At 53.0% G+C, this 22,500-nt stretch carries 23 protein-coding genes; 19 read left to right on the forward strand and 4 right to left on the reverse strand.

Annotation, left to right across the window (positions count from 1 at the left end):
- Positions 1-4: 4 nt before the first annotated feature.
- Positions 5-1,000 carry a ubiquinone anaerobic biosynthesis protein UbiU gene (gene ubiU / locus D0C27_RS09440; RefSeq protein WP_009458516.1) on the reverse strand — a complete coding sequence of 332 codons (996 nt, stop codon included), beginning with the start codon at positions 998-1,000 and terminating at the stop codon, positions 5-7.
- Between the two features lie 248 nt (positions 1,001-1,248).
- On the opposite strand from ubiU, the gene D0C27_RS09445 reads away from it, so the two are divergent.
- Positions 1,249-1,470: a DUF2249 domain-containing protein gene (locus tag D0C27_RS09445; protein ID WP_035268878.1), complete on the forward strand. Its 222-nt coding sequence runs from the start codon at positions 1,249-1,251 to the stop codon at positions 1,468-1,470.
- Positions 1,471-1,474: 4 nt separating this feature from the next.
- Positions 1,475-2,842, forward strand: coding sequence for a hypothetical protein (locus tag D0C27_RS09450; protein WP_137430847.1), 1,368 nt, complete (start codon positions 1,475-1,477; stop codon positions 2,840-2,842).
- Here D0C27_RS09450 and D0C27_RS09455 read toward each other — a convergent pair.
- Entirely contained in the window at positions 2,781-3,551 is a 771-nt protein-coding gene (locus D0C27_RS09455) for a Crp/Fnr family transcriptional regulator (protein ID WP_052159203.1), read from the reverse strand. The two genes, D0C27_RS09450 and D0C27_RS09455, sit on opposite strands and share 62 nt — an antisense overlap.
- A gap of 1,005 nt (positions 3,552-4,556) precedes the next feature.
- Between D0C27_RS09455 and D0C27_RS09460 the strand changes: the two genes are divergently transcribed.
- The gene (locus tag D0C27_RS09460; RefSeq protein ID WP_035275328.1) at positions 4,557-4,823 is read left to right on the forward strand and encodes a hypothetical protein; all 267 of its coding nucleotides are present in this window, start codon (positions 4,557-4,559) and stop codon (positions 4,821-4,823) included.
- Positions 4,824-4,859: 36 nt separating this feature from the next.
- On the opposite strand, the gene D0C27_RS09465 is transcribed toward D0C27_RS09460, so the two are convergent.
- Positions 4,860-5,549 (reverse strand): LexA family protein, encoded by a 690-nt coding sequence (locus D0C27_RS09465; RefSeq protein ID WP_088453217.1) that lies wholly within the window; start codon positions 5,547-5,549, stop codon positions 4,860-4,862.
- Positions 5,503-5,982 carry a hypothetical protein gene (locus D0C27_RS09470; RefSeq protein WP_137430848.1) on the reverse strand — a complete coding sequence of 160 codons (480 nt, stop codon included), beginning with the start codon at positions 5,980-5,982 and terminating at the stop codon, positions 5,503-5,505. Before D0C27_RS09470 ends, D0C27_RS09465 begins: the two co-directional genes overlap by 47 nt.
- Positions 5,983-6,085: 103 nt before the next feature.
- Between D0C27_RS09470 and D0C27_RS09475 the strand changes: the two genes are divergently transcribed.
- The 16 genes from D0C27_RS09475 (at position 6,086) to D0C27_RS19275 (ending at position 22,474) form a co-directional block, all read left to right on the forward strand.
- Entirely contained in the window at positions 6,086-6,871 is a 786-nt protein-coding gene (locus D0C27_RS09475; protein WP_137430849.1) for a hypothetical protein, read from the forward strand.
- The gene (locus tag D0C27_RS09480) at positions 6,855-7,562 is read left to right on the forward strand and encodes a replication protein P (RefSeq protein ID WP_137430850.1); all 708 of its coding nucleotides are present in this window, start codon (positions 6,855-6,857) and stop codon (positions 7,560-7,562) included. The genes D0C27_RS09475 and D0C27_RS09480 overlap by 17 nt, the downstream gene beginning before the upstream one ends.
- 7 nt (positions 7,563-7,569) lie before the next feature.
- Entirely contained in the window at positions 7,570-7,893 is a 324-nt protein-coding gene (locus D0C27_RS09485) for a hypothetical protein (RefSeq protein WP_137430851.1), read from the forward strand.
- Between the two features lie 13 nt (positions 7,894-7,906).
- A complete protein-coding gene (locus tag D0C27_RS09490; RefSeq protein ID WP_021446766.1) occupies positions 7,907-8,287 on the forward strand; it encodes a hypothetical protein in 381 nt (126 codons plus the stop codon).
- Positions 8,284-8,532, forward strand: a complete 249-nt coding sequence (locus D0C27_RS09495) for a hypothetical protein (protein WP_137430852.1) — start codon at positions 8,284-8,286, stop codon at positions 8,530-8,532. Before D0C27_RS09490 ends, D0C27_RS09495 begins: the two co-directional genes overlap by 4 nt.
- Before the next feature lie 174 nt (positions 8,533-8,706).
- The gene (locus tag D0C27_RS09500; protein WP_137430853.1) at positions 8,707-9,126 is read left to right on the forward strand and encodes a phage tail terminator-like protein; all 420 of its coding nucleotides are present in this window, start codon (positions 8,707-8,709) and stop codon (positions 9,124-9,126) included.
- Positions 9,127-9,195: 69 nt separating this feature from the next.
- Positions 9,196-10,119 carry a phage tail tube protein gene (locus D0C27_RS09505; RefSeq protein WP_137430854.1) on the forward strand — a complete coding sequence of 308 codons (924 nt, stop codon included), beginning with the start codon at positions 9,196-9,198 and terminating at the stop codon, positions 10,117-10,119.
- Between the two features lie 11 nt (positions 10,120-10,130).
- Positions 10,131-10,604 carry a hypothetical protein gene (locus D0C27_RS09510; RefSeq protein WP_009459896.1) on the forward strand — a complete coding sequence of 158 codons (474 nt, stop codon included), beginning with the start codon at positions 10,131-10,133 and terminating at the stop codon, positions 10,602-10,604.
- A 402-nt stretch (positions 10,605-11,006) separates the two neighbouring features.
- Positions 11,007-14,003 (forward strand): tape measure protein, encoded by a 2,997-nt coding sequence (locus tag D0C27_RS09520; RefSeq protein WP_060186038.1) that lies wholly within the window; start codon positions 11,007-11,009, stop codon positions 14,001-14,003.
- Complete coding sequence (locus tag D0C27_RS09525) at positions 14,000-14,341, forward strand: phage tail protein (protein WP_022983190.1); 342 nt, start codon at positions 14,000-14,002, stop codon at positions 14,339-14,341. The genes D0C27_RS09520 and D0C27_RS09525 overlap by 4 nt, the downstream gene beginning before the upstream one ends.
- Positions 14,338-15,081 carry a phage minor tail protein L gene (locus D0C27_RS09530; RefSeq protein ID WP_060186037.1) on the forward strand — a complete coding sequence of 248 codons (744 nt, stop codon included), beginning with the start codon at positions 14,338-14,340 and terminating at the stop codon, positions 15,079-15,081. The genes D0C27_RS09525 and D0C27_RS09530 overlap by 4 nt, the downstream gene beginning before the upstream one ends.
- A 53-nt stretch (positions 15,082-15,134) precedes the next feature.
- Positions 15,135-15,917, forward strand: coding sequence for a C40 family peptidase (locus tag D0C27_RS09535; protein ID WP_021446763.1), 783 nt, complete (start codon positions 15,135-15,137; stop codon positions 15,915-15,917).
- Positions 15,917-16,519: a tail assembly protein gene (locus D0C27_RS09540; RefSeq protein ID WP_230940607.1), complete on the forward strand. Its 603-nt coding sequence runs from the start codon at positions 15,917-15,919 to the stop codon at positions 16,517-16,519. Before D0C27_RS09535 ends, D0C27_RS09540 begins: the two co-directional genes overlap by 1 nt.
- Positions 16,519-21,933, forward strand: a complete 5,415-nt coding sequence (locus D0C27_RS09545; protein ID WP_137430855.1) for a phage tail protein — start codon at positions 16,519-16,521, stop codon at positions 21,931-21,933. The genes D0C27_RS09540 and D0C27_RS09545 overlap by 1 nt, the downstream gene beginning before the upstream one ends.
- Before the next feature lie 3 nt (positions 21,934-21,936).
- Positions 21,937-22,305 carry a hypothetical protein gene (locus D0C27_RS09550; protein WP_137430856.1) on the forward strand — a complete coding sequence of 123 codons (369 nt, stop codon included), beginning with the start codon at positions 21,937-21,939 and terminating at the stop codon, positions 22,303-22,305.
- 31 nt (positions 22,306-22,336) lie between these two features.
- Entirely contained in the window at positions 22,337-22,474 is a 138-nt protein-coding gene (locus D0C27_RS19275) for a hypothetical protein (RefSeq protein WP_170978561.1), read from the forward strand.
- Positions 22,475-22,500 lie beyond the last annotated feature (26 nt).

A 22,500-nucleotide genomic window follows, 5' to 3' on the forward strand; every position in this document is an offset into this window, starting at 1 on the left:
TGCTCTACTTCCAGGGCCGAGAATAGGCACCCAGCGTATGTTGCTGCCCTTCGGCCAGTTTGTTCAAAGCACCCATCCAGGCCGGATGGACTGAATAACGGGCTGGCGTGGATTTGGCCGAATCAATGGCTTGCCGCCATACCTGAGTAACTTGAGCCACATAAGCCGGGCTGCGCTGTCGGCCTTCAATCTTGATTGCGCTGACACCCGCCGCCAACAGTTGTGGCAACAAGGACAAAGTGTTCAGGCTGGTGGGCTCTTCCAGTGCGTAATAGTTTTCGCCCGCCACATCAAAACGCCCTTTGCACAAAGTGGGGTAAGCCGCGTTTTCACCATCCTGATAGCGGTCGATCAACACACCATTCAGACGCGACTCCAGACCCTGATCTGTCTGCTCCCAGCGCACATGCCCGGCGGGGGAACAGACTCCATGTGTATTGGGGGACTCACCAGTGGCATAGGAGGACAAGGCACAGCGGCCCTCCACCATCACGCACAAGCTGCCAAAGCCAAAAACCTCAACCTGAACAGGGACCTGCTCACAGACCTGCTCCACTTGGGTCATGGACAGGACACGCGGCAAAACCACGCGCTGAATACCGAAGTTCTGGTGGTAATACTTGATGGCTTCCGGATTGGTGGCTGAACCCTGCACCGACAAGTGCAAGCGCAGATTGGGATGTGCCTGACTGGCATAGGCCATCAATCCTGGGTCTGCCATGATGACCGCATCGACCTGAGCCTGGGCAGCTCGGTCCACCGCGTCGCGCCACTGTTGCCAGGCATTGGGTTGCGGGTAGGTATTGAGAGCCAGCAAAACTTTGCGGCCGCGCTGGTGTGCGTAATCAATCCCTTGTGCAATCGCCTGTGCATCAAAATTAAGCCCGGCGAAGTTCCGGGCGTTGGTGGCATCCCGGAACCCCAGATAGACACTATCGGCTCCGTTATCAATGGCTGCTTTCAAGGCAGGTAAGCTGCCCGCTGGGCAAACCAGTTCCATCTGCGGGTTATCGGACGCGGCTAAAGCCGTGGACGCTGTATTCATGACACTCCCCGATCAGCAATCTGGCCAGGGTGGATCCTGGCTCGACAAGACCACCACTATGCCTGCTCTGAAATTAAGGGGCCTTAACGCATATCAAATTCTTCCCACCTCCTGACCCGTGGCAAACAAGTCCCACTTTGCCTGCGCCATAGGCGGGCAGAATGGTCCACAATGCCTTCCAAGCCTTTCGTGCTGGAGTCTTGATGACACAAACTGAGATCACGCTGGATACTCGCGGCCTGCCCGCACCCGAGCCTTTGGAGCATTGCCTGGAAGCACTGGCTGAACTGGCTCCCACCCAGGCCTTGCTCATGTGGCTGGATCGAGAACCTTTCCCCTTGTATGAAATCCTGCGACGCAGCGGCTTCAAGTATCACGGCACCCACCAAGAAAACGGCTTCAAGCTCATCATCCGCAGGAACTAAGTCTATGCAACGCGCTTTATCGCTGGATCAGTCACCCTCTTTGTCACTGACCTTGCCCTTGTTTGCGAATGTCCCTTTTTTTGGACTGCTGGCTGCCATGCTGGCGCTCTATAGCGGACCGGAATTATTCAACTCCCGCTGGCACCCCGCCACCTTGGCCATAACCCATGCCTGGACCTTGGGGATCGTGGGCAGTGCCATGTTTGCCTCTTTGGCACATATTCTGGCCGTGGCCTGCAATGTGCGTATTCAGGTGTCACGCGGTCAGGCGCTAGCTTTTTGGGGCTTGCTCAGCGCTGGCACACTATTTCTGATGACAGGCTTTCTTAGCTGGCAAAGCTGGGCTTACACGCTGGCAGGCGCTTGTCTTGCCTTTGCTTTGGGGGTTTATCTACTGACTGCCATGCTGGCCTTGTGGCGCTCTCGGCGCGACGTCTTTCGCGGCGCCAAAGAAATAGTTGCTCCTATCCGACTGGCTTTGCTGGGACTGTTGCTGACTGTCTCAACGGGGCTTGCCATGCTGGTCGCCCTGGCAAGCGAACAAGCCGTCGCCAATTTGCTGAATCTGCACATGACGATGGGCCTGGCAGCTTGGGCAGGCTTGCTGCTGATTGCCATGTCGTTCCAACTGCTGCCTATTTTTCAAATCACCGAACTCTACCCAGCGCCTCTAGTACGTTGGCTACCTTGGGTCGTAGGAGCCCTGTTGATTGCACAGTGGGCCCTGGCCTCCTTACCTGGCTCCTGGTTACCTGTGCGTGATCTGGTCACCTACCTGATCTTTTTAAGCTACGGCTTATGGGCGGTGATTACGTGGGCGCGCCTCTGGAAACGCAAGCGTCCGACAGCAGGAGCCAGCACTTTATTCTGGTATAGCTCCTTAAGCAGCCTGTTGATTGCTGTTCTGTTGAACTTCTGGACCCACAATCCCGCCGCCTCCAACGCAGAGCTGGCGATTGGTGTCTTGCTCATTATGGGAGCCTTGGGTTCCGTCGTCTGTGGGATGCTCTATACCATCGTGCCCTTTCTACTTTGGCGAGAGGCCCAGGAGTATGTCAGCATGGATACGGACAATACCGAGCACACGCGTGCCCTCTTGCGCCTTATTCCCAAGACTGCCAACTACATCCCGGCATCCAGCGCCCGAGCACATTGGGCTTTGCATAGCCTAAGTCTGGTGCTTTGGACAGGTGCGAGCTTGGGGATCGAGTCTTTCGCCTGGATAGCTGCTCCTGCTTTGCTGCTGTCTTTTGCAAGCTTGACTTGGAATCTATGCACAGCCTGGCAGCGCTATCGCCGTAGCCTGCGCGCTATCCGCGCATATCAGGCAGAGCACCATATTGCCGCAAAGCCGCGCTGTCCAGAATCGTAAAATTACGTCGCTGAACCCGAATCAGATCCCGGTCCATCAAATCACGCAAGGTACGTGATAAGTGCTCCGGGGTCAGATTCAGGCGGGAAGCAATGACGGACTTACCGACATCGATCCTGAAGGGGACACCCTCTTCGCCCGGCCACTCCTGCAAAAGGTAATTCACCAGACGTTGCACACCATTTTGCAGCGTATAGGCCTCCAACTCGCCCATCAAGCGATAAAGCCGCTCACTTAAACCAGCCAGCATCAGGCGAGCAACATCACTGCCCTTCTCCAGCTGCTCCATCAAGGTGTCTCTGTTGATATGCAAGAGCAGAGAATCCACCAAAGTCTGGGCCGTCACAATGTAATTACGGCCCATGAACATCAGCGCCTCACCAAACCCCTCTCCTGGCCCCACCAGGCGAACGACGCGCTCTGAGCCCGTGGACGAGACAAATACCAGCTTCACCCGACCATAGACCAACATGTGAAAGCCCAAACAAGGGTCACCACTGTGAAATAAAGTCGTCCCACGCAAAGCATGTATTTCCTGAGTGCCTTTAGCGATGGGCTCCAGCTGTTCCGGTGGCAGCTCCTTGAATATAGGCAGATGAGCCAGCTGGGCCTGTATCCGCTTCCAGCGTCCCGGCCCTTCACCCTGCACTAGCCTGGTGTCTGACAATTCTTCATTGCTTGCCTGCGAGGCCATATCTTGAGCCGCCATATCTTTTCCGTATGCCAAATAGAACCATAGCTAGACTGACATACTCCGTTCCCTCTTGTTCAGATTAGCTCGGTGCCTGATTGATACACGTCAAACAGATAAATCGAGGCTTTAAAGAGGACGTAAAAAGATAGTCAGAACTGCTAGTTCAGCATGACTTAGGAACAGATCCAAGCAAGAAGCGGTCAAATTTGACCATGTTAGAGGTAGGGAATATTGAGAGGGGAAACTGATTGGGGACAGCCTCATTTCCAAATCGACTTGAATTCTGAATGGATGCAATAGGCCTTAGCAGAGCCAGCTACGTCGACGTTAAAGAGAAAACTGAGTAGGAATTTCGGAGGGCTCAGGGAGGACGAATACAGGCAGTGACTAAGTACGCTACAGCCCTAAGCTAAGGAGACAGATGTCGGCAGTTGCAGGCCCCATCTTGGTAGACAAAGCTGATTGGTGCGAAAAGCTCAGCTGCTAATGCTACGAGCGCGAAGAGTAGAGCGACCACTCTGCAGCGATGATCCAGCCACGTTGTCTGCAACTAAAGCATTAAACGCTATGCGCACCAATCATAGAACAGGCACCGTGCATGCCGATTAGAGTCACTACCCGTGGCAATCAGCAGCAGAAGAAGAAGAAGAAGAAGAAGAAGAAGAAGTGGTCTGTCGCCGCGTCTCAACAACAAACAATCGGCACAGCAAGAGTAGAACGACCGAGCATTCTGAAGGTAAACAGCGACGCATTGTCCGTCAATCCTATGGTGCCGGGACAGAATGTCATGACCAACCTACTAGGCTTAGGCCAAACGGCGTCGGTAAGAACACGGAATATAAACAGCCCGGAACGGGCCAGGAGGGGTGGCGGTGCGCCTGAACCGGGTGATCCAGGGTCAGGCCTTCGAGCAATCCGAGACAGGCCGGTAGCCTGCGCTTTTGTCGCCGCCTAAAACCCAACCCACCCTCTTGCACTCTGCTATAAAGGACGTTTCGCCTCTTCTTTTCAGGTATTGCCATGCGAATCTTGATGCTTGCCCCCGCTTTATTGTTAGCCGCTTGCCAAACTACGGCGCCCACCGAGAAAGTCGGCAGCGAAGCCTGGCTGGAAAAGGTGGATCGTCAATTGGCTGTCTCTGATGGACAAGGGCATGGCCCTGACTATGGCTCGCAGGAGTGGTGCAACGTGGTGCATATCCGTTTGTATGGTCAGCGCTCAGCACAGCCCGTCCCTTGTGATCAGGCCTGGATGGAGAAGGTTGATCAGGAAATGAAAAAGCGTTAAGCCGCATCATGCATGGCAGCCTGCGCTGCCAGCTTTTTACGAACGCCGATAGTATTTCCGGTGCTCCACCATGGTGCCGATGATTTCAATAGCATGCTGGTCGCTGCGAATGGAAGGATAGTCTTCGTTCAGCGGCACCAGCTCAAAGATTTCTTGCCCACCTTCATCTATGCACAAGAGCCGGTATTTCTTGAAGGTGGCTTCTTCTTCGCTGTTTTTGGCGACCACATAATCACCGGGGCGGGGCGTGAGCTCGCAATCCACAATAATCCGGTCGCCTTCCTTGAAGTCCGGCAACATGGAATCGCCCTTGATCTGCAAGGCAAAGGAACGCTCGGACAGACACAGGTCCGTCAGCAGATATTCCACTTCTTCAAACGTGAAGTTCTGACCGGGATCCCGAAACACACCTGCCTGTACATAGTTCAGCAGGGGGATACGCCGCTCGCCCATCATGGCGTCTTGCACGTTGGAGTCAAAACCGTGCTTGGCCCCAAAACCATAGCCTTGCTGATCCAGGCTATGCGCTTCCAGACCCACTTCTTTTTCTATGGCTCGCGCCACTCGTTCGCCAATGCTGCGCCCACCGTTGTAGGTGGATGACAGGTACTGGGCCAGTTGCGCCCGTGTGCGCCCAATAGAGCGCGCAAAGTCAGCCGCGTTGCCGTGAGCGCGGTCTTCAATCAGGCGTTGCAGGTTTCTGCGGCGAATCGAGTAAATATCCATACCCGACATTAAAACAAGAAAAAACTAAACATAGGTTTAGATATTTCTTTTCTTTACGTTTAGAACTATCTATACTCAATGCATGAACGCTAAACACATCATCGAAGAAATGGGCGGTCGCCGAGCCGTATTGCGTATCACAGGCTTGAGCAAAGGCCGCATATCTCAATGGGAGAAGGCTGGTGTCATACCGCGCGTCTGGCAACTGGTCTTCCATCACATGAACCCGGTGGTGCCCGCCCCAGCACCCAAAGAAAGCTCTAGAAATATCTAAGCATTTACGACGGGTTTGGCTTGCAAGCCATGCCTGACAGTTCGATTGCGTCATGGGGTGACGCAGTTCTTGTGCCCTTGGGGCATTGCCTATCAATCGGATGTTCGTGGCCTGTTTGGGCCAGGGGTCCTGCTGCGCGTCATATTTTTGCAAATACATCAGAGGCGTGCGGTTTTTCAGGCGGGGGTGCCATGAAAACACGTATTCACAACCATCGACACGAGTTTGCTTGTCGATGGCTCACACAGTCAGGAGCGTGCCTATGAGCAATATGCCGTGGTTTCGCGCCTATACCGAGATGGTGGACGACGAGAAGTTGCGTCTGCTGGCTTTCGAGGACAGATGGCATTACGTGGCCTTGCTCTGCCTTAAAGGGCAGGGCGTGCTAGACAGCGAAGACACGCTGATGCTGCGCAAGGTGGCCGTCAAGCTGGGCCTGGACCTGCGCACCTTGGACGATGTGGTGCGCCGCTTAAGCGAAGTGGGCCTGATCGACCAGGAAACTTTGCAGCCTCTGGCGTGGGACAAACGCCAGATGAAATCCGACAGCAGCGCGGAGCGGGTGGCGCGTTTTCGGGCCAGAAAAAAACAGGAGCAAGACGGTAACGAGGGTAGTAACGCGTCCGTAACGTTACCGAAACGGCCGGGTAACGCGCTAGATAAAGAGACAGATAAAGAAGGAGAGACAGATACAGAAAAAACAAAAGCAGGTCGCAAGGCTCCGGCGCTGGAGTTCTCTGCCTGGCCTGCTGAACCCCGTGCCGAAGTGATCGCAGATTATCTGCGCCATCGCCGCGAGATCAAAGCGCCCTTGACGCAAACCGCCCTGAACCGCCTGGGTTCCGAAGCCCACCGTGCCTTGGAGATGGGCTACAGCGTGGACGACTTTCTGGCCGAGTGCATGTTGCGTGGCTGGCGCGGGGGCAAGGCCAGCTGGCTGGAAGGACGCAACGAGCCCCGTGCAGGTCAGGCGTCGGGCTTTGATCCCCTGGCTTATGTGAACCGTCATCGGCAACGCGAGGAGATAGACGATGTCATCGATATCTGATTTTTCCAACCCCTGGCTGCTGCGTCATACCAAGCTGGAAGGCATCAGCCTGATGGACCATTTGTACAACCGGCTCAATGGCATTTATCCGAACAAGTTCCGCTCCAACTTTCGGGACAAGCAAGCCATTGAAGACTGGAAACAGGCCTGGGCCGAAGCTTTTGACGAGGAAGGTGTCTCGCCCAATGACGTGGCACTAGGCATCAAGAATTGCCGTCGCATGTTTGATTGGCCCCCCAGCTTGCCGGAGTTCTTGCGCGCGTGCCGCCCTCAACTGGAACCAGAAACCGCCTTTTTCCAGGCTGTGCGTGGCATGCAAGCACGAGTGCGAGGAGAAATGGGCGAGTGGTCACACCCGGCTATCTATCACGCAGCAATCAGCATTGGACAGTTTGACATGCTGAATCAGGCCTACACGCAGCTGGAACAACGCTGGCACAAAGTGCTGGGAGATCACCTGGCCAAAGGACAGTGGCCAGAAATCCCGCCGCCTCGATTGGCCCTGACCTCCCCGCAAGACTGGGAGCAAGGGCGCCGGGAAGGGCAACGACGCGTGCGCGATCTGGCTCAGGTGATTTCGGGCGACACCAACAAGGACCCGCGAGTCTGGGCGAATCGGATCTTGGCCCGCCCGGAAGCGTGTTCCTTGGCCGTGCTGAAGATGGCCAAAGCAGCCTTGGGCAAGGAGTGAACCAGCCATGGATCTGACAACACGACTTCATCAAGAGGTGCATCAGGCGATCACCGGAGCAACTGCCCATCGCTACAGAGCACTGCTGGCTTTGCAGCGGAGCGGCCAGATCAGGCATTTGGTACAGCAGCCATCCTGGAGTCTGGTGCCACGGCTTTTCAGCCACCTGATACCTGCCGGCAGGATTTGCTATATCGCGGATTTTGCCTACACGGACAACAGCAGCGGCGATCGCATTGTGCAGCTAAGCGGCGATCCAGAAAGCCTGTTCCAAAGCATCAAACGAATTTTGCTGACCCGGATGCACGGCATCACCGTTCATCGGGCTTGAAGGAGGAACCCACATGACAATCAAAGCAGAAAAAAAGCAGGGTCTGAGCGGCGACGATTTGCTCTGGAATTGGGCCCGTTGGTGCTGGTCCGGGCAGACCGTGGGCAATATGGAACGCTACGTTCCCTGGCAAGAGGACTTTCGGCCCATACATCAAGACCACGCTTTGGCGGTTGACGCCCTCTACCAGCGCCTGCCGCATTACCAAGCCATGGTCATCCAGGCCGAGTACCCGCGCAAGAACGCTCAGTACGGTCATTTGACCGCCAGCGAACGCCAGGCCACAGCCCGTTTGTGGATCAAAAAGGTGACTGGCGCGGTCCTTCGGGATGAAGACTACCGCCGCCATTTGATGGATTTCAGAATCACAGTCGAGAAGGAGATTTTGCGGTGAAGTATGCAGCCGAAGTCATAGACCTGTTAGCGGCCTATCCGGGACGAGAGTTCCGCATGATCCAGATTGTGCGGCACGTCAGCAAAGGCATGGAGCTGTCCACGGCCCAACGCAACGCCATGCGCGAAGGGGTCAAGCGTGTGCTGGCGCAATTGCAGGATTCAGGTCAGGTGGACAAGATCAAAGAGGGTGAAACCTCTGCCTTTTACGCCTGGCGTTGCAGTCTGCAACATGGTCCGCTATGAATCTGCAAGGCTAATTGCAATAATGGGCGTGCAAAGTTGCGTCCAATGCAAACGAAACAACCCCGAGCAAGAAATTGCTGCGGGGTTTTTTTATGCCTGGTCACAGCAACCCACGCACAGTCGTCGATTGGCCGTCAAGCAGATGGCCAGGACCGTTCAGGAGAACTACACAAGATGAACTTTGAACAGATCAGTAAAGCCATTATTGATCACATGGTGGCATTGACCGGGATTGCTCAGGAGCGCATCGAGTATCCCAATGCCCATGCAGTCTTTACCCCGCCGGATACGGGCGTCTGGTGCCGTTTGCTGATCAAGAATACCGATTCGGAAATCTCGGGCATGGGTGCGAGACCCTACACCCGCAAATTGGGCGAGATTCTGATCGAGTGTTTTGATCGTTTGGGTCAGGGCCGTCAGGAGCTGGATCGCCTGAGCGATGCCGTAGATGAACACTTTTCCTTCTGGTCTGAAGGAGAGTTGGAATGCCTGGGCCTGAGCCAGGTCGACGTGGCAGCGGATGACCCGCAAAAACGGCCACAACGCGAAGAGTTTTACCAGATCAACCTGACCGTCCCGTTTCGGGCCGGTTGATTTTTTACCTGTTTTTTTGTGCCGACCTCGCGTCGGTTTTTTTTTGCCTGCATACAGGAGAGATGCATTATGAGTTCTGGCGCTAAAGTTACTAGCTACCTGGTTAAAGAAACCGTTCCCGGTGTAACCCCCGGTTCGGGCTGGCAGACGCTGCGCGTTACCGGCAACACACTGACTCCTACCCTGAACAAAGAGGAGTCCGAAGAAATCACCGATTCGCGTATTGGTCAGGGTTCGATCGTGACCAGTATTGATATTGGTGGCGACATCACGGGCGAACTGTCCTACGGCACCTTTGACGAGCTGCTGGCCGCTGCCTTCTACGGCGAGTGGAAAGAGAGCAAGCTGAGCGTGGGCGAGACCCGCAGCACCTTCAGCCTGGCCAAAGCCTATCGTGACGTGGATGTCTACGCGCTGTTCAAGGGTGCACATGTCAGCACCTTTGCCCTGGAAGTGCCTGAAGAAGGCAAAGCCACCGTAACCTTCACCATGTCTTGCCTGGATTACGAAGACAAGGAAACTCCCTTTGCCACCGATCCGGCCGAGCCCAGCCAAACACCTTTCATGTCCTCGATCAGCGTGGGCGATGTGAAAGCCAATGGTGTGTCTTTGGCTGGTCAGGCTTGCGTATCGGGCCTGACCCTGAACATCGACAATCAGTTGCAGACCCAACGCTGCTTTGGTGCCGAGCGCTTGGGCCCCGGCGCCCTGATTGAGACCGCAGCAGCCATCACCGGCACAGTGACCCTGGCTTGGTCCCAGAAGGCTTGGGAGCTGTGGAAGAACCAGTTCAAACGCACCCCGATCGCCATTTCCTTCCCGATCACCGACTCCCTTGGCAACAAGTACGAGATCGATCTGCCCGCCATTGAGGTCGATGGTGACCTGCCTAACGGTGCCAAGGGCGACATTCTGAAAGTGGAGCTGAACTTCACTGTGGCCAAGCAAACCCCTGTGCTGACGCGTAGTCCTGTTGCTGCGCCTGCACCTTAAGGAGTGATGGCATGGCTTTGAAGATTAATCGCCTGGAATCGGTGCTGAGTCAGGAGCGGTGGGAGGATTATGACGAGGACGTGTCTTTCAAGATTGCGGCGCTTGATACCGAGGCTTATCAAATAGCCTTGGAGCGAGCTCGCCGCTTGATTGCACGGGAAGATGCAGGGCATTCACTGGCGGCTATTCGTGTTTCAAGTAACGATGTCCGCGAGCACGATGTTCAGTGCCAGTTGTTGAGCACGTATATCGTCAAGGACTGGAAGGGTGAGGTCCTTGATGAAGCGGGCAATGTCATTCCTTATTCGCCCGAGAATGCGACCAAGTTGTTGTCAGAGAACACAGACCTTTTTGTCTGGGTGATTGCGACAGCGGCCCATGTTGCGGCCAATGCGAAGAAGGAGGCCCAGGAAACCGTGGAAAAGTCCTCGCCCGGTTCCAGTGGGAAAAAGAGTGGGCCGGGCAAAATGAAAAGCGCAAGCTGATTCATTCGACTCTCGGTGCTCAGATCCCGGATGAACCTCCCAGTGATCCCATTACGGATCATGTCATCCGTGTTTATTGTGCTGCAGACCGTTGTCGAAGTGTGATTGTCGGAATGGGCGGGGCGGTGCCATTGCCCCTTTCTACCGAGAACATAAGCGCCGTGGTCCAGGCATACGGAACCCCACTGCCCCGGCAAGAGTTGGATATGGCTGTGTTTGAGCTTGATCGCTTGGAACGCAGTTGATTGCCTGGTGGTGGGAGCAGGAGGTGGGCCAGCTGGGGTTGCACGTTTACCTGGCTGGCCCAATTGTTTTGATAGGGTTCAGGTCCTGAGATTTGAATCAGCGTCTATGTGCGGTTTTCCCTGCTTTGGCAGGGTTTTTTTTATCTGGAGAATTTGAATGGCGCAAGAGTCTCGATTGACTATTACGCTCGATACTCGGTCGGCGGAGCAAGGTGCCAAAGATCTGACGCTTGCCCTAAATGCAATGGAGGCGGCTGGCATTCGTGTTGCGGCCATGTCGGATCGAGTCAATGGCAGTATGGCAGGCGTCAGTCATGCGACCCTCTCAAGTGCTGCCTCAGCCGCTGTGATGGACCGAGTGTTGAAGTCTGCCTTAAGTAGTTTTTCGGCCATGGATTTGATTGAGATGGCCGAGCAGTGGGATAGCTATGCCGAGCGCATGGCGGTTGCGACGCAGTCTTTAGGCGAGTACGACCAGGCCCAGGCACGGGTGGCGCAGCTTGCTCAGGCGACATCCCGCCCTATTGATGAAACACGTGAAGCATTCATCGCACTTTCCCCGGCTTTGCGGGAGATCGGTCTTGGTTTTGATCAAAGCATGGATGCAGTAGGGGCTTTTTCTGGACTGTTGGCAACGAATGGGGCTAGTGCAGATAGCGGCGCAGTCGCCATGGAGGCGTTTGCCAATTCGTTTCGTACCGGTGCAGTTAATGCCAGTGACTGGGCGCAGATTACTGGTACTGTTGATTCCCTGATTTCCCATATGGCCGACAGCACAGGGAAAACGACGGCAGAGATTGATCAGTTGGGCAGGAGTGGGCAGATGTCTGCCCAGATGTTGGCTCAAGGGTTGGCATCTTCTTATATCCCTGCCTTGCAGCAACTGGAGTTGATGCCCAAGACAGTCAGTGGCGCGCTGACAAACTTGAACTCGGCATTTAGCGAGTACGTAGGCAATACGAATAACTCCTTGCAAGCAACGACATTGTTGGCTTCGGGAATCAACTTCATTTCCCAGAATTTTGAGTCGTTTGCAGATGTTCTGGGGACTGTGGCCCTGGGTGCACTGGGGGTCTATACGTCGCGGACGATTGGTGCTGTTGCGGCAACTGTGAGTGCCACTGTGGCGAGCCATACCAAGGCTGCTGCTACGCTTGCTGCTGCCAGAGCGGAAGCACAAGCTGCGGCTGCGGCTTTGACAAGCGCACAAGCGAATCTTGGGTTGACTACGACCCATGCGCAGGTGGCAACAGCAAAGCTGGCGGACGAGGCTGCCACAAAGCGCTTGGTAGCCGTGCAATCAACCAGTGTAAGTACTGGTAGAGCATTGCTGGGCGTGTTGGGGGGGCCGGTAGGGCTTGGTGTTACAGCAGCACTCGCAGCTGGGTCGTTTTTGCTCTTTAGTAATAATGCAAATACTGCAGAGAAAAGTGCAAATAGTTTCCGTGGCTCGGTCGATTTGCTTAGTGTGTCACTCAATAAAATGGGAAGGGCTGCACTTGAGAATACCAAGTGGAAAATCGGAGAAGAACTGGTTGGTTTAGGGAAGGACATAGCTTTTTACAAGATTCAGCTTCAGAGTTTGGGCTCGCAGATGCATGCGATGCCAGATAAGAGTTCGCCTCTATATGAGCAGTTGAGTCGCCAGAGTAGGGATCTTTTTGAGACGTACGAAGTAGCGATGACGCGGGCGGAGGGCTTGCGATTAAAGTTTGAAAAGATTACAGAGTTGCTCAGTGCTCCTATCAGTGCTGGTGTGGAACAAGCATCGGAGGACTTTGTGAAGTTTGAATCCCAGATAGATCGTCAGATTGCACTCACTGGTAAAGCTAGTAATGCTGCATTGCTTCGATATGATCTGGAAAAGGGTCTGCTTGGGAAAATGAGTGATGAAGAGCACAAGCGAGCCCTTGAGAAGATCGAGATGTTAGAAGCTGTTGAGCGTGCGGAAGAGGCTGCTCGCAACGCTGCTGGGGCTGATATGGGAAGTCAGCAAAAGAAGGGAGTGAATCCGTTAGTTCAGGGGTTGCAGGATCAGGTAGCAGTGCTCGGGATGTCTGAGCGTGAGATGTTTAACTATCAGCTGCGACTTTCAGGAGCCTCAGAGAAGGAGATGGGGCTCGCAAATGCGTTGTTCGAAACTAAAGAGGCTTTTGAGCAGGCAAAAGTAGCCCAGGACGCATATAAGTCGCTTATGTTGGAGTTGAGCACAGAGGAAGAGCGCAGTACGGATACTTTTAAAAATAGAGTCCGTGTTTTGAATGAGGCGGGATTGTCTGCCGATGAATATTCCAATGCAATACAAAAGCTGGTGCAAAGCAGCATCTCTGTAGCACCTCAGTTCAATGAGCCTACCAGTACATTGGGAGGGGGGATTGGAGAGTTATTGAATGTCACACGAGGTGAGGCTGCACTGGATGAGTGGCGTGCAAAAGAGTTGGCAGAAAAGGCTGCGTACTTTGAGACCTTGGAAGGTATGGAGGAGGAACATGCTGCAGCTATTTTGGAAATAAATACGCGTTACAACGAGCAGCAGTCGATTCTATCTGAAGCATGGCGGTCAGCGACATTATCTAGTTTTTCGACTGTGACTAGTGATGCTATGCAAATGCTGAAAGCGTTGGGGCAAGAGGGATCGACAGCTTATAAGGTTCTTTTTTATGCCAATAAGGCCGCTAGCATTGCCCAAGCAATTATTAATACAGAAGTCGCTTACACCCAGGCTATGGCGATTCCAGGTGGAAAGGGACTGGCAATAGCGCCGTGGATTCGCGGGATGGGCTACGCCTCGGTCGCTATGATTGCGGCTACTTCTTTGAGCGGGATGGCTCATGACGGTCTTGACCAGATACCGCGTGAGGGCACCTGGTTGCTGGATAAAGGTGAGCGGGTGCTTAGTTCTAGACAAAATAATGATCTCACTTCTTATCTTCAAAGAGCTAACAAGACTTCTGCAGGGGGCGCACAGTCAGCTCCAATTAATGTCGAGGTGAATATTTCTAGTAATGGTTCAGCCCAAATGCAGACTAGTGGTGGCAGTCAGGCAGATGCCAGGCAACTAGGTGAATTGATTGCCGGGCAAGTTCAGAAAGTGCTGGCCAGTGAAATGCGGCAAGGCGGCTTACTGTGGAATCAACAACAAGGGTATGCATGATGAATACATTTACTTGGGCGGCGGAACAGCAAAATATGGTGCAAGAGGTTGAGTTCCAGGTTTTGTCAGCCAAGCTGGGTGATGGTTATGTACAACGGGTGGGCAAAGGGATGAACTCCAAAGACGCCAAGTGGTCTTTGGTGTTTTTGGGGCGACAGCAGCGTATTGATGAGATCACAGAGTTTTTGGATGAACATGCTGGATGGTGCTCTTTTCTTTGGACCCCACCTGGGCAGAGCACGGCGATTGTTACCACTTGTGGTGCCTATTCGCAGGAACATCAAGGCGCCGATGTTTGGCGACTGTCCGCAACTTTTGAGAAGGGGTTTCAACCATGACGATTACTGCAGATCTACAAAAGTTGGAGCCTGGTGCCATCGTGGAGTTGTTTGAGCTTGATGCTGAAGAAATTGGTGCTGGCACGTTTCGTTTTCATGGCTATTCGCAAGATACACCGATTTGGTGGCAAGGAAAAAGGTATGAGCCATGGGCTATTCAAGCGACAGGATTTAAACGCGCAGGTGAAGGGCGCCAAGCGACTCCTAAAGTGCAGGTGGGAAACATTGGTGTGGATGCTCAGGGCAAGCCTGTGCCAGGGGTGATTTCCGCCTTGTGCCGGATGTATGGGGATTTAGTTGGTACACGATTTATTCGGCATCGTACCTTAGTGAAATATCTTGATGAGGCTAATTTCCCGGAGGGTAATCCTGGGGCAGATCCTACGCAGTCTTTTCCTCTTGAGGTGTGGCTGATTGAGCAGAGGTCTGCCAGTAATGCCGAAGCGGTAGAGTTTGAGTTATCCAGCCCGTTGGATTTCCAGGGGCAGCGATTGCCAGGACGCCAAATTATGACGTATTGCTCTTGGACGCGTATCGGTGGCTATCGTGGGCCTTATTGTGGTTACACAGGTTCAGCCATGTTTGATAAGAATGATCAGCCAGTGCAGGACCCTGCTTTAGATCGTTGTCCTGGTTTTGTCCGTAGTTGCCAGTTGCGGTGGGCTAGTGTTCAGAACTGTCAACCTGAGGAAGCAGAGATTTCATTTGGTGGTGAACCGGCGGCTGATCGCCTCCGTTAACGATTGCGATGTATTGGATGACCGCTATAGGCGGTTTTTTTTATGGGTGTCATATGAATAAAAAAACCATAGAAGCGATTAATGCGCACGCCTTGGCTGAGTATCCACGTGAGGCAGTGGGTTTTGTGGTGGCTAAAGGACGCAAGGAAATTTATGTGCCCGGAGTGAATGTGGCTAGCGAGCCTGAAAATTTTTTCATAACTCGTCCGGAGGATTGGGTGCAAGCCCAGGAGCAAGGTGAGTTGATCGCTTTTGTGCACTCACATCCGAATATGTCGGCTGCGCCCAGCCAGGCGGATCGTGTGGCATGCGAGGCAATGGCTGAATATGTAAAACCTTTGGAGTGGTTGATTGTTTCAGTGATGCCAGGTGCAGGTACTCCTCAGGTACGCGAGATGGAGTCCTTCCGCCCAGAAGGTTATCAGGCCCCTCTGATTGGTCGTCAGTTTTATCACGGGGTACTAGATTGCTACACCCTGGTGCGGGATTTTTATCGTCGTGAACGGGCAGTGGTTTTGCCAGACTTTGAACGTGAGGATGGTTGGTGGGAGGGGGATGAAGAACTGTATCTTGATAACTTTGCCAAAGCTGGTTTTGTAGAAGTTGAGGATGGTCCCAAAACTGGTGATGTGATCCTTATGCAGCTGCGTAGCGATCGGGTTAATCATGCGGGGGTGTATTTGGGGGCCTCTTCCTTGGCTGAAGCCTCGCATTTACACCCTGTGCCCGATGCAATGCTGCACCATGCCTATGGTTACTTATCTGAACGAGTCCCTTACGGCGGTTATTGGGCACAGATTACTCGCAAGATTATTCGACATAAGGAGTTGTTGTGATGGCCACAGCATCGGTGAGTCAAGAGCTACGCACGATACGGTTGTATGGCAAGCTCGGTACCCGTTTTGGTCGGGTTCATCATTTGGCAGTTAATTCTCTGGCAGAAGGTGTGCGGGCTTTGTGTGTGTTATTGCCTGGTTTTGAGCGAGAACTACTGACCTCGGGGGACCGAGGCATCTCTTATGCATGCTTTCTATCCACAACGAATATCAACGAGGAAGCGTTGGAAGCACCCGTAGGCCAGGAAGAAATACGGATTGCGCCCGTGATTCGAGGCTCGAAACGAGGGGGGCTTTTTCAAACAATACTGGGTGTGAGCTTAGTCATTGTTGGTGCTTTGGTTGTCGGTGGTCATCCTGTGCTTGGATATGGGTTGATGGCTGCTGGTGCTGGCATGACCCTGGGCGGGGTATTTCAAATGATCATGCCTATGCAGGTGGGGTTAGGAACAGCGGATCAAGCAGAGAATAAAGCGTCCTACAACTTTAATGGTCCAATTAATACGACGGCCCAGGGGAACCCTGTTCCGCTAGGGTATGGGCGAAAAATAGTAGGTAGTGCTGTAGTTTCAGCTGGGATTTATTCAGAGGATCAGATGTGATGAGACTTCTTGATTACAACATTGCGGCGCCTGCGGGCGCCGTTCCTGTTTCTGGGGGCTACAGCGTCAAAGGTCACAAGGGCGGGAAGGGGGGCGGTGGCTCGACTCGTACACCGGTTGAGGACCAGGATAATCTGCACAGTATTGCTTATGCCTCGATTATCGATCTGGTCAGCGCTGGTCCTATTCATGGGTTTGCAAACAGTAGCAGCCCTTTGCGCTCTGTATACCTGGACAAAACGCCTATTGAGAATGACGATGGCAGCCTGAATTTTACAGATGTTCAATTGGAGTTCCGTGCGGGTACACAGGACCAACGGTACATTCCTGGTTTCCCGGCTGTGGAAGCTAGTTCGGCGGTGAATGTAGAGCTACGTTCAGACCAGCCATTCACACGATCTATCCAGAACATACATATCTCGGCTGTACGAGTTGGGTTGTCGGTGCGTGGTCTGAAACAGCAATCCGCTACAACCGGTGACATATCTGGCTATCGTGTTGAGTATGTGATTGAGTTGTCTACCGATAACTCAGCTTTTGAAGAAGTGCTACGAGCTGCCTTCGACGGTAAGACAACCCAGCAATATGCACGTTCTCATCGCATTGATTTGCCACGTGCGCAGGTAGGTTGGATGCTGCGCGTGCGTCGGACTACCGTTAATGCCAACAACTCTACGGTGAGTGACGTTACATACGTTGATTCCATTACAGAGGTCACTGATGCCAAGTTGCGTCGTCCGATGTCGGCTTGTGTTGGTCTGCGTGTGAATGCCAAGCAGTTTCAGAGTATTCCTTCGCGTGCCTTTGATTTGTACTTACGGGTGGTACGAGTACCTAGCAACTATGATGCGTGGACACATACTTACTCCGGGAGCTGGGATGGTACTTTTAAAGTTTCCTGGACAGACAACCCTGCCTGGATCTTCTATGACCTGGCCACGAATGCATGTGATGGCTTGGGGCGTCTTCTGCCCGCAGCTTGGTTGGATAAGTGGTCTCTTTATCAAATTGCACAATATTGTGATGAGCAGGTGCCCGACGGAAAAGGTGGTACCGAGCCCCGCTTCTCCTGCAATGTGTATTTGCAGGATAAAGCGGAAGCATGGAAAGTCTTACAGGATTTGGCATCGGTTTTTCGTGGGATTGCTTATTACGCTCAAGGGTCGGTGCAAGCAGTAGCCGATATGCCACGGGATCCGGTCTATACCTACTCGAATGCCAACGTAATTGATGGCGTGTTCAATTATGTCGGATCCAGTTTGGCGACTCGTCACACTGTTGCTTTGGTCTCCTGGAATGATGAGACTGATATGGGGCGGGCCAAGGTGGAGGTTGTTGAAGACCCGGAAGGCATGGTCCGCTACGGCGTAAGACAAGTTGAGCTAACAGCATTTGGGTGTACGTCTCAAGGTCAGGCCCAACGTATGGGACGGAGTGCTTTGTTTACCTCCCGTATGGAAACTGAGGCAGTTACTTTTGCGGTGGGTTTGTCAGGTAATTTGGCTCAGCCAGGGCAAATTATTGAAATTGCCGATTCACATTTGGCTGGGCGTCGTATTGGTGGTTTGATTCAAGCAGCAACTGATGTTGAAGTGACACTGGATGCTTCTGTTCGAGTCGTATCGGGTGATCGTTTGACGGTCGTATTACCGAATGGTGTTTCTCAGTCTCGCCTTGTGGTTGTTGAGGATGGTGAAGAAATAGAAGGACAAGTCCTGCTGGTTGACTCACCGTTTAGTCAGACTCCTGAGCCAGAGTCGGCTTGGTCTATCAGCTCGGCTGAATTGTCGACTCAGAAGTACCGAGTAGTTAGTTTGTCGGAAGGGGACGGCCTGAAATATACAATTAAAGCTGTCCAGTATGTGGATGGCAAACATGCCGCGATCGACTATGAAACCCGCGTGGAAACTCCACCGGTTAGCGTTGTTCCCCCGCCTGTTCAGAGCATTCCGGGTAATGTTTCAATCACCTCTTATCATGTCATTGATCAGGGGCAGGCCCGACATAATGCGGTGATTTCCTGGGATGCCGTTCCCAATGCTGTCGCCTATGAGGTGCAGTGGCGTCGGGATAATTCCGAGTGGGTTGTAGTCCCGCGTACGGGCTCCACCAGTGTTGAGGTTCCTAACATCTATGCCGGTGCGTATCGTGCGCGTGTACGCGCGATTAACGTCCTGGATGTGTCCAGCCTGTGGGGAAATTCAGATCTGACAGAGTTGTCTGGCAAGCTGTCTGCGCCTTTGCCTGTGACCGACCTGAGGACCAGCTCCATTCCTTGGGGTATACAAGTCAAATGGAGTTTTCCAGCGGATCCGAACATCATTGAGCGCACCGAGATCAGGTATAGCTCGACACAAAGCTTTGCAGATTCGCTGAGTGCCGGTGGTTTTGCGTATCCGACGGACTCATTCGAGCAAACAGGTTTGGCGGTGACGGCTCAGCATTTCTTCTGGGCACGTCTGATTGATAAAAACGGGACTCAAGGACCGTGGTTTCCGGCAGAGTCAAAACCCGGCATTCGGGGTGTGCCTTCTACATCGGCCAGTGACTATAACGAGCTGATCACCCCATCCATTGTGGAGGGCGGCTTGGGCGAGCTGCTGATGGGTAACATCCGCGACATCCCCAAAATCCGCGACTCCGTGGGAGATCTGACTCTTGAGCTCGGTGAGCTGAATCAACGGGTTGATGAGGTCAATGGCCAAGTGCAAGAGCTGCTTCTTGCTGATAAATGGGATTCGAAAAAAACCTATGCAGTAGGTGCTGTCGTCTTTGCCAATGACAAGATGTACCGCGCTAAAAAGGCTGTGCCGGCAGGCAAGAAGATAACGGATGCGGCGTATTGGGTGTTGATCGGAGACTTCGCCTCGATCACTGATGGTCTTGCTGCTCTGGCGGTCCAGTCGCAGGAGACGATCAGCCGAGTAGAGAGTGCAGAAGGCCGGATCCAGGCTAATGCTCAGCAGATCAATACGGTCGCAGGCCAGGTGAATGATCCGGCAACGGGCCTTGGTGCCTTGGCTTCCTCCGTGCAATCCATGCGCACTCAGGTTGAGCAACTGGAGGGTGGCCTGCGCTCCTTGTCTGACTCCACCACGGCGCTGGCCAGCAAGGTAGATGGTCTGGATGCCGCGCAGCGTGGCTTGGCAACGGCCGTTAATTCCTTGGGTACCCGTGTGACGGCGACCGAGGGCAAGCTTGATGCACAAGCAAGCAGTATCACGCAGTTGACGACCAGCGTGAACAGCGCCGATGCCAAAGCCGTTGCGGCGCAAGATGCGGCAGCGGCTGCCGCCACTGCCGCTGGGGCAAAAGGGGAGGTGATCTTTGCAGCAGCAGCTCCTGCGGCTGCCAAGCGCCTGGCACAAAATCTGTGGATCGACACAAAAAACAATGCCAATACTCCCAAGCGCTGGAATGGCAGTGCCTGGGTGGCCGTAACGGATAAAGCGGCAACGGACGCGGCAGCCGCTGCGGTGGCTGCAAAAGCTGCAGCTGATGCGGCGCAGGCTACTGCAAATCAGAAAGCGGATGCCAGTGCGGTACAGGCCTTGAGCAATCGTGTAACGGCGACAGAGCAGGATGTCAGTGCGCAGAGCGATAGCATCACAAAAATTGATGCTCGTTTGACGGCTGGTTTGGATAGTGATTCTTTGCTACCAGACTACATGATGGCAGATCCGGGAAGTTGGTATAGCTACTACTCTGCGTCAGGTGGGGATCTAAGTCCGTACTTTGTAAAAGTTGCTGATGGCAAGGTTGCGAATACTGTTTTCCGCTGGGAGACAACGACTCGCAATTTCAACTTCAACCGAGTGACTGTACCCATCACAGGGCGATACAGGTTGCGGGCCTGGATGCGTCGATCCCCCGATTCTGATGGCACGATGCGGTTTACCGCGAAATATCGCAAGACAACTGACGCTGATTCAGGTTTGCAGACGAACTACAGTTCAATGGATGTGACCTCCCAAGTACCTGCTGATGGTGAGTGGCACCTTGTGAACTTTGTCTATAAACCGAATGCAACTGTGGTTGCTGACGGGTTTACCGGCGTCCGTTTTGGTTTTGCGATTAATTATATCAACACTGCTGGGTGGGCGGATATCCAGGGTTATCGCGTCACAGCTGTAACGCAGCGCGATGATATTGATCCAGCAGAAATTGCGACCGCTGAATCTGTGAGTGTGTTGAGTGGGAAGGTGACTCAGCAAGGGAACACAATCACCTCTCAAGGTCGGGATATCACGGCACTACAAAATACCGTCCATGATCCCAAGACGGGTTTGGCAGCTACAGCGGGGGCCTTGAACGAAACCAACTCTCGGGTAACTAGCGTAGAGGGCCAGCAAGAAGCCTTGGCTACCAGTCAGCTGGTGTTGAATGCAGAAATCAAACGTCAACAGGCGGGTGAGGATGCTGACCTGGAACGAGTGCTGAATCAGTTTGATACTCAGAAAGAGCAAACCCAAATCCGGGCGTCTTTGGCTGAGTTCAAGAATGTCCAGGCTGACGAGAATCGTGCGTTGGCTGAGTCTATTACGACGCTGGAAACAGGTATCGGCAGTAATTCGGCGGCTGTTGAGCAGGTTGCGCGTTCTTTGACGGAGCTGGATGGGAAGATTGCTTCCAGCTGGGGCGTGAAGCTGCAGGCAAACCAGAGTGGGGTGAAGTATGTCTCCGGTGTTGGTTTGGATTTGACCAATGAATCTGGCGTCATGCAGTCGACCTTTGCTGTTTTGGCGGATCGGTTTGCGGTGATGCATGCGGCTAACGGGAATCCTACCAGTGTATTTTCTGTACAAGGAGGCGCCAGTATCCTGAATACGGCCTTAATCGGCAATGCATCTATTGGTACAGCCAAAATTGCTGATGCGGCAATTACAACTGCCAAAATTGTGGATGCCCAGATTACGGAAGCCAAGTTGGCCAATGCGTCCATTACAAGTGCCAAGATTGGTACCGCAACAATCGATACTTTGAACTTGAAGCCGGGGGCGATTACCAAGTTGGGATCACACTATACAGAGGGCTATAGTCGCGGAGAGACTACCTTCCCAAGCTATCGACTCACTAATGCTGTTCCAGGTTTGATCGCTTTGAAATTGAAGTTTCAATACACGTATAACTACAACTATTACAACAGCGATCGGGTCTATTTTAAGTTCAAAATTTTTGTGGGCAGTCTTGTGATTGAACACATCGTGCCAGGTGGGATGGATTGGGGAAGTACATATACCTACGATTTTGGAGGGCTGTCTGGATGGGTAGATCTTGGTCTCATCGATCCTTACGCGAAAGTTAATGTCACTGTGTACTCGAGTAGAGTTTCTTTTGAAACCCCTAGCTCCAAGTCGCAATTGGTTGGTGGCCCCTTTAGTCTCACTTTGGATTACCTGCTTATTCAGAGATAACTAATGGATATAAGAAATTTCTATACACACGATAAAAATGGTCGAATCACCGGTGTTTTTACGGAGAATGAAGAGTTTTTCCAAGTCAATCAAGGCTCTCTTAAGCTGATCCGTGGTCATGCTGATCCAAGTCGTCAATTCGTGACTGAGCAGGGCTTGCAGGATCGTCCGCCTCAAGAGACCTATTTGGATGGCAATACATTGCATCATTTGCCACAGCCCTGCGAGATCGTGATCAATACAACCAGGACTTACGCTTGGGAAAGTGTCAGTGCCGAGCTGGAGTTTGATCAACCGGGAATGTACACCATTAAGGTCATTGCCTGGCCTTATCTTGATAAGGAGTTTGTCCTTGAAGCTCAAGCATTGTGAACCCTATGCGCCGTTGCGCAGGAAATCTTATATGGAGAAGTCTGATCAGCTGGATGCTATTTTCAAGATGGCACAAGCGTTAAGGATGCAAGGTATAGCGTTACCAGAGGAAACGGTGAAATGGATTGAGCACTGCGAATCGGTAAAGACAGAATTCAAGAAAAACTGAAGGAGTGACAAGTGAATCTACAGCAC

Source organism: Alcaligenes faecalis, assembly GCF_005311025.1.
Taxonomy (GTDB): Bacteria; Pseudomonadota; Gammaproteobacteria; order Burkholderiales; family Burkholderiaceae_B; genus Alcaligenes; species Alcaligenes phenolicus.

Coding starts and splice junctions, on each gene's coding strand:
- ubiU (WP_009458516.1), bottom strand. CDS start 1,000: ATGGAACTGGTTTGCCCAGCGGGCAGCTTACCTGCCTTGAAAGCAGCC.
- D0C27_RS09445 (WP_035268878.1), top strand. CDS start 1,249: ATGACACAAACTGAGATCACGCTGGATACTCGCGGCCTGCCCGCACCC.
- D0C27_RS09450 (WP_137430847.1), top strand. CDS start 1,475: ATGCAACGCGCTTTATCGCTGGATCAGTCACCCTCTTTGTCACTGACC.
- D0C27_RS09455 (WP_052159203.1), bottom strand. CDS start 3,551: ATGGCGGCTCAAGATATGGCCTCGCAGGCAAGCAATGAAGAATTGTCA.
- D0C27_RS09460 (WP_035275328.1), top strand. CDS start 4,557: ATGCGAATCTTGATGCTTGCCCCCGCTTTATTGTTAGCCGCTTGCCAA.
- D0C27_RS09465 (WP_088453217.1), bottom strand. CDS start 5,549: ATGGATATTTACTCGATTCGCCGCAGAAACCTGCAACGCCTGATTGAA.
- D0C27_RS09470 (WP_137430848.1), bottom strand. CDS start 5,982: ATGTATTTGCAAAAATATGACGCGCAGCAGGACCCCTGGCCCAAACAG.
- D0C27_RS09475 (WP_137430849.1), top strand. CDS start 6,086: ATGAGCAATATGCCGTGGTTTCGCGCCTATACCGAGATGGTGGACGAC.
- D0C27_RS09480 (WP_137430850.1), top strand. CDS start 6,855: ATGTCATCGATATCTGATTTTTCCAACCCCTGGCTGCTGCGTCATACC.
- D0C27_RS09485 (WP_137430851.1), top strand. CDS start 7,570: ATGGATCTGACAACACGACTTCATCAAGAGGTGCATCAGGCGATCACC.
- D0C27_RS09490 (WP_021446766.1), top strand. CDS start 7,907: ATGACAATCAAAGCAGAAAAAAAGCAGGGTCTGAGCGGCGACGATTTG.
- D0C27_RS09500 (WP_137430853.1), top strand. CDS start 8,707: ATGAACTTTGAACAGATCAGTAAAGCCATTATTGATCACATGGTGGCA.
- D0C27_RS09505 (WP_137430854.1), top strand. CDS start 9,196: ATGAGTTCTGGCGCTAAAGTTACTAGCTACCTGGTTAAAGAAACCGTT.
- D0C27_RS09510 (WP_009459896.1), top strand. CDS start 10,131: ATGGCTTTGAAGATTAATCGCCTGGAATCGGTGCTGAGTCAGGAGCGG.
- D0C27_RS09520 (WP_060186038.1), top strand. CDS start 11,007: ATGGCGCAAGAGTCTCGATTGACTATTACGCTCGATACTCGGTCGGCG.
- D0C27_RS09525 (WP_022983190.1), top strand. CDS start 14,000: ATGATGAATACATTTACTTGGGCGGCGGAACAGCAAAATATGGTGCAA.
- D0C27_RS09530 (WP_060186037.1), top strand. CDS start 14,338: ATGACGATTACTGCAGATCTACAAAAGTTGGAGCCTGGTGCCATCGTG.
- D0C27_RS09535 (WP_021446763.1), top strand. CDS start 15,135: ATGAATAAAAAAACCATAGAAGCGATTAATGCGCACGCCTTGGCTGAG.
- D0C27_RS09540 (WP_230940607.1), top strand. CDS start 15,917: ATGGCCACAGCATCGGTGAGTCAAGAGCTACGCACGATACGGTTGTAT.
- D0C27_RS09545 (WP_137430855.1), top strand. CDS start 16,519: ATGAGACTTCTTGATTACAACATTGCGGCGCCTGCGGGCGCCGTTCCT.
- D0C27_RS09550 (WP_137430856.1), top strand. CDS start 21,937: ATGGATATAAGAAATTTCTATACACACGATAAAAATGGTCGAATCACC.
- D0C27_RS19275 (WP_170978561.1), top strand. CDS start 22,337: ATGGAGAAGTCTGATCAGCTGGATGCTATTTTCAAGATGGCACAAGCG.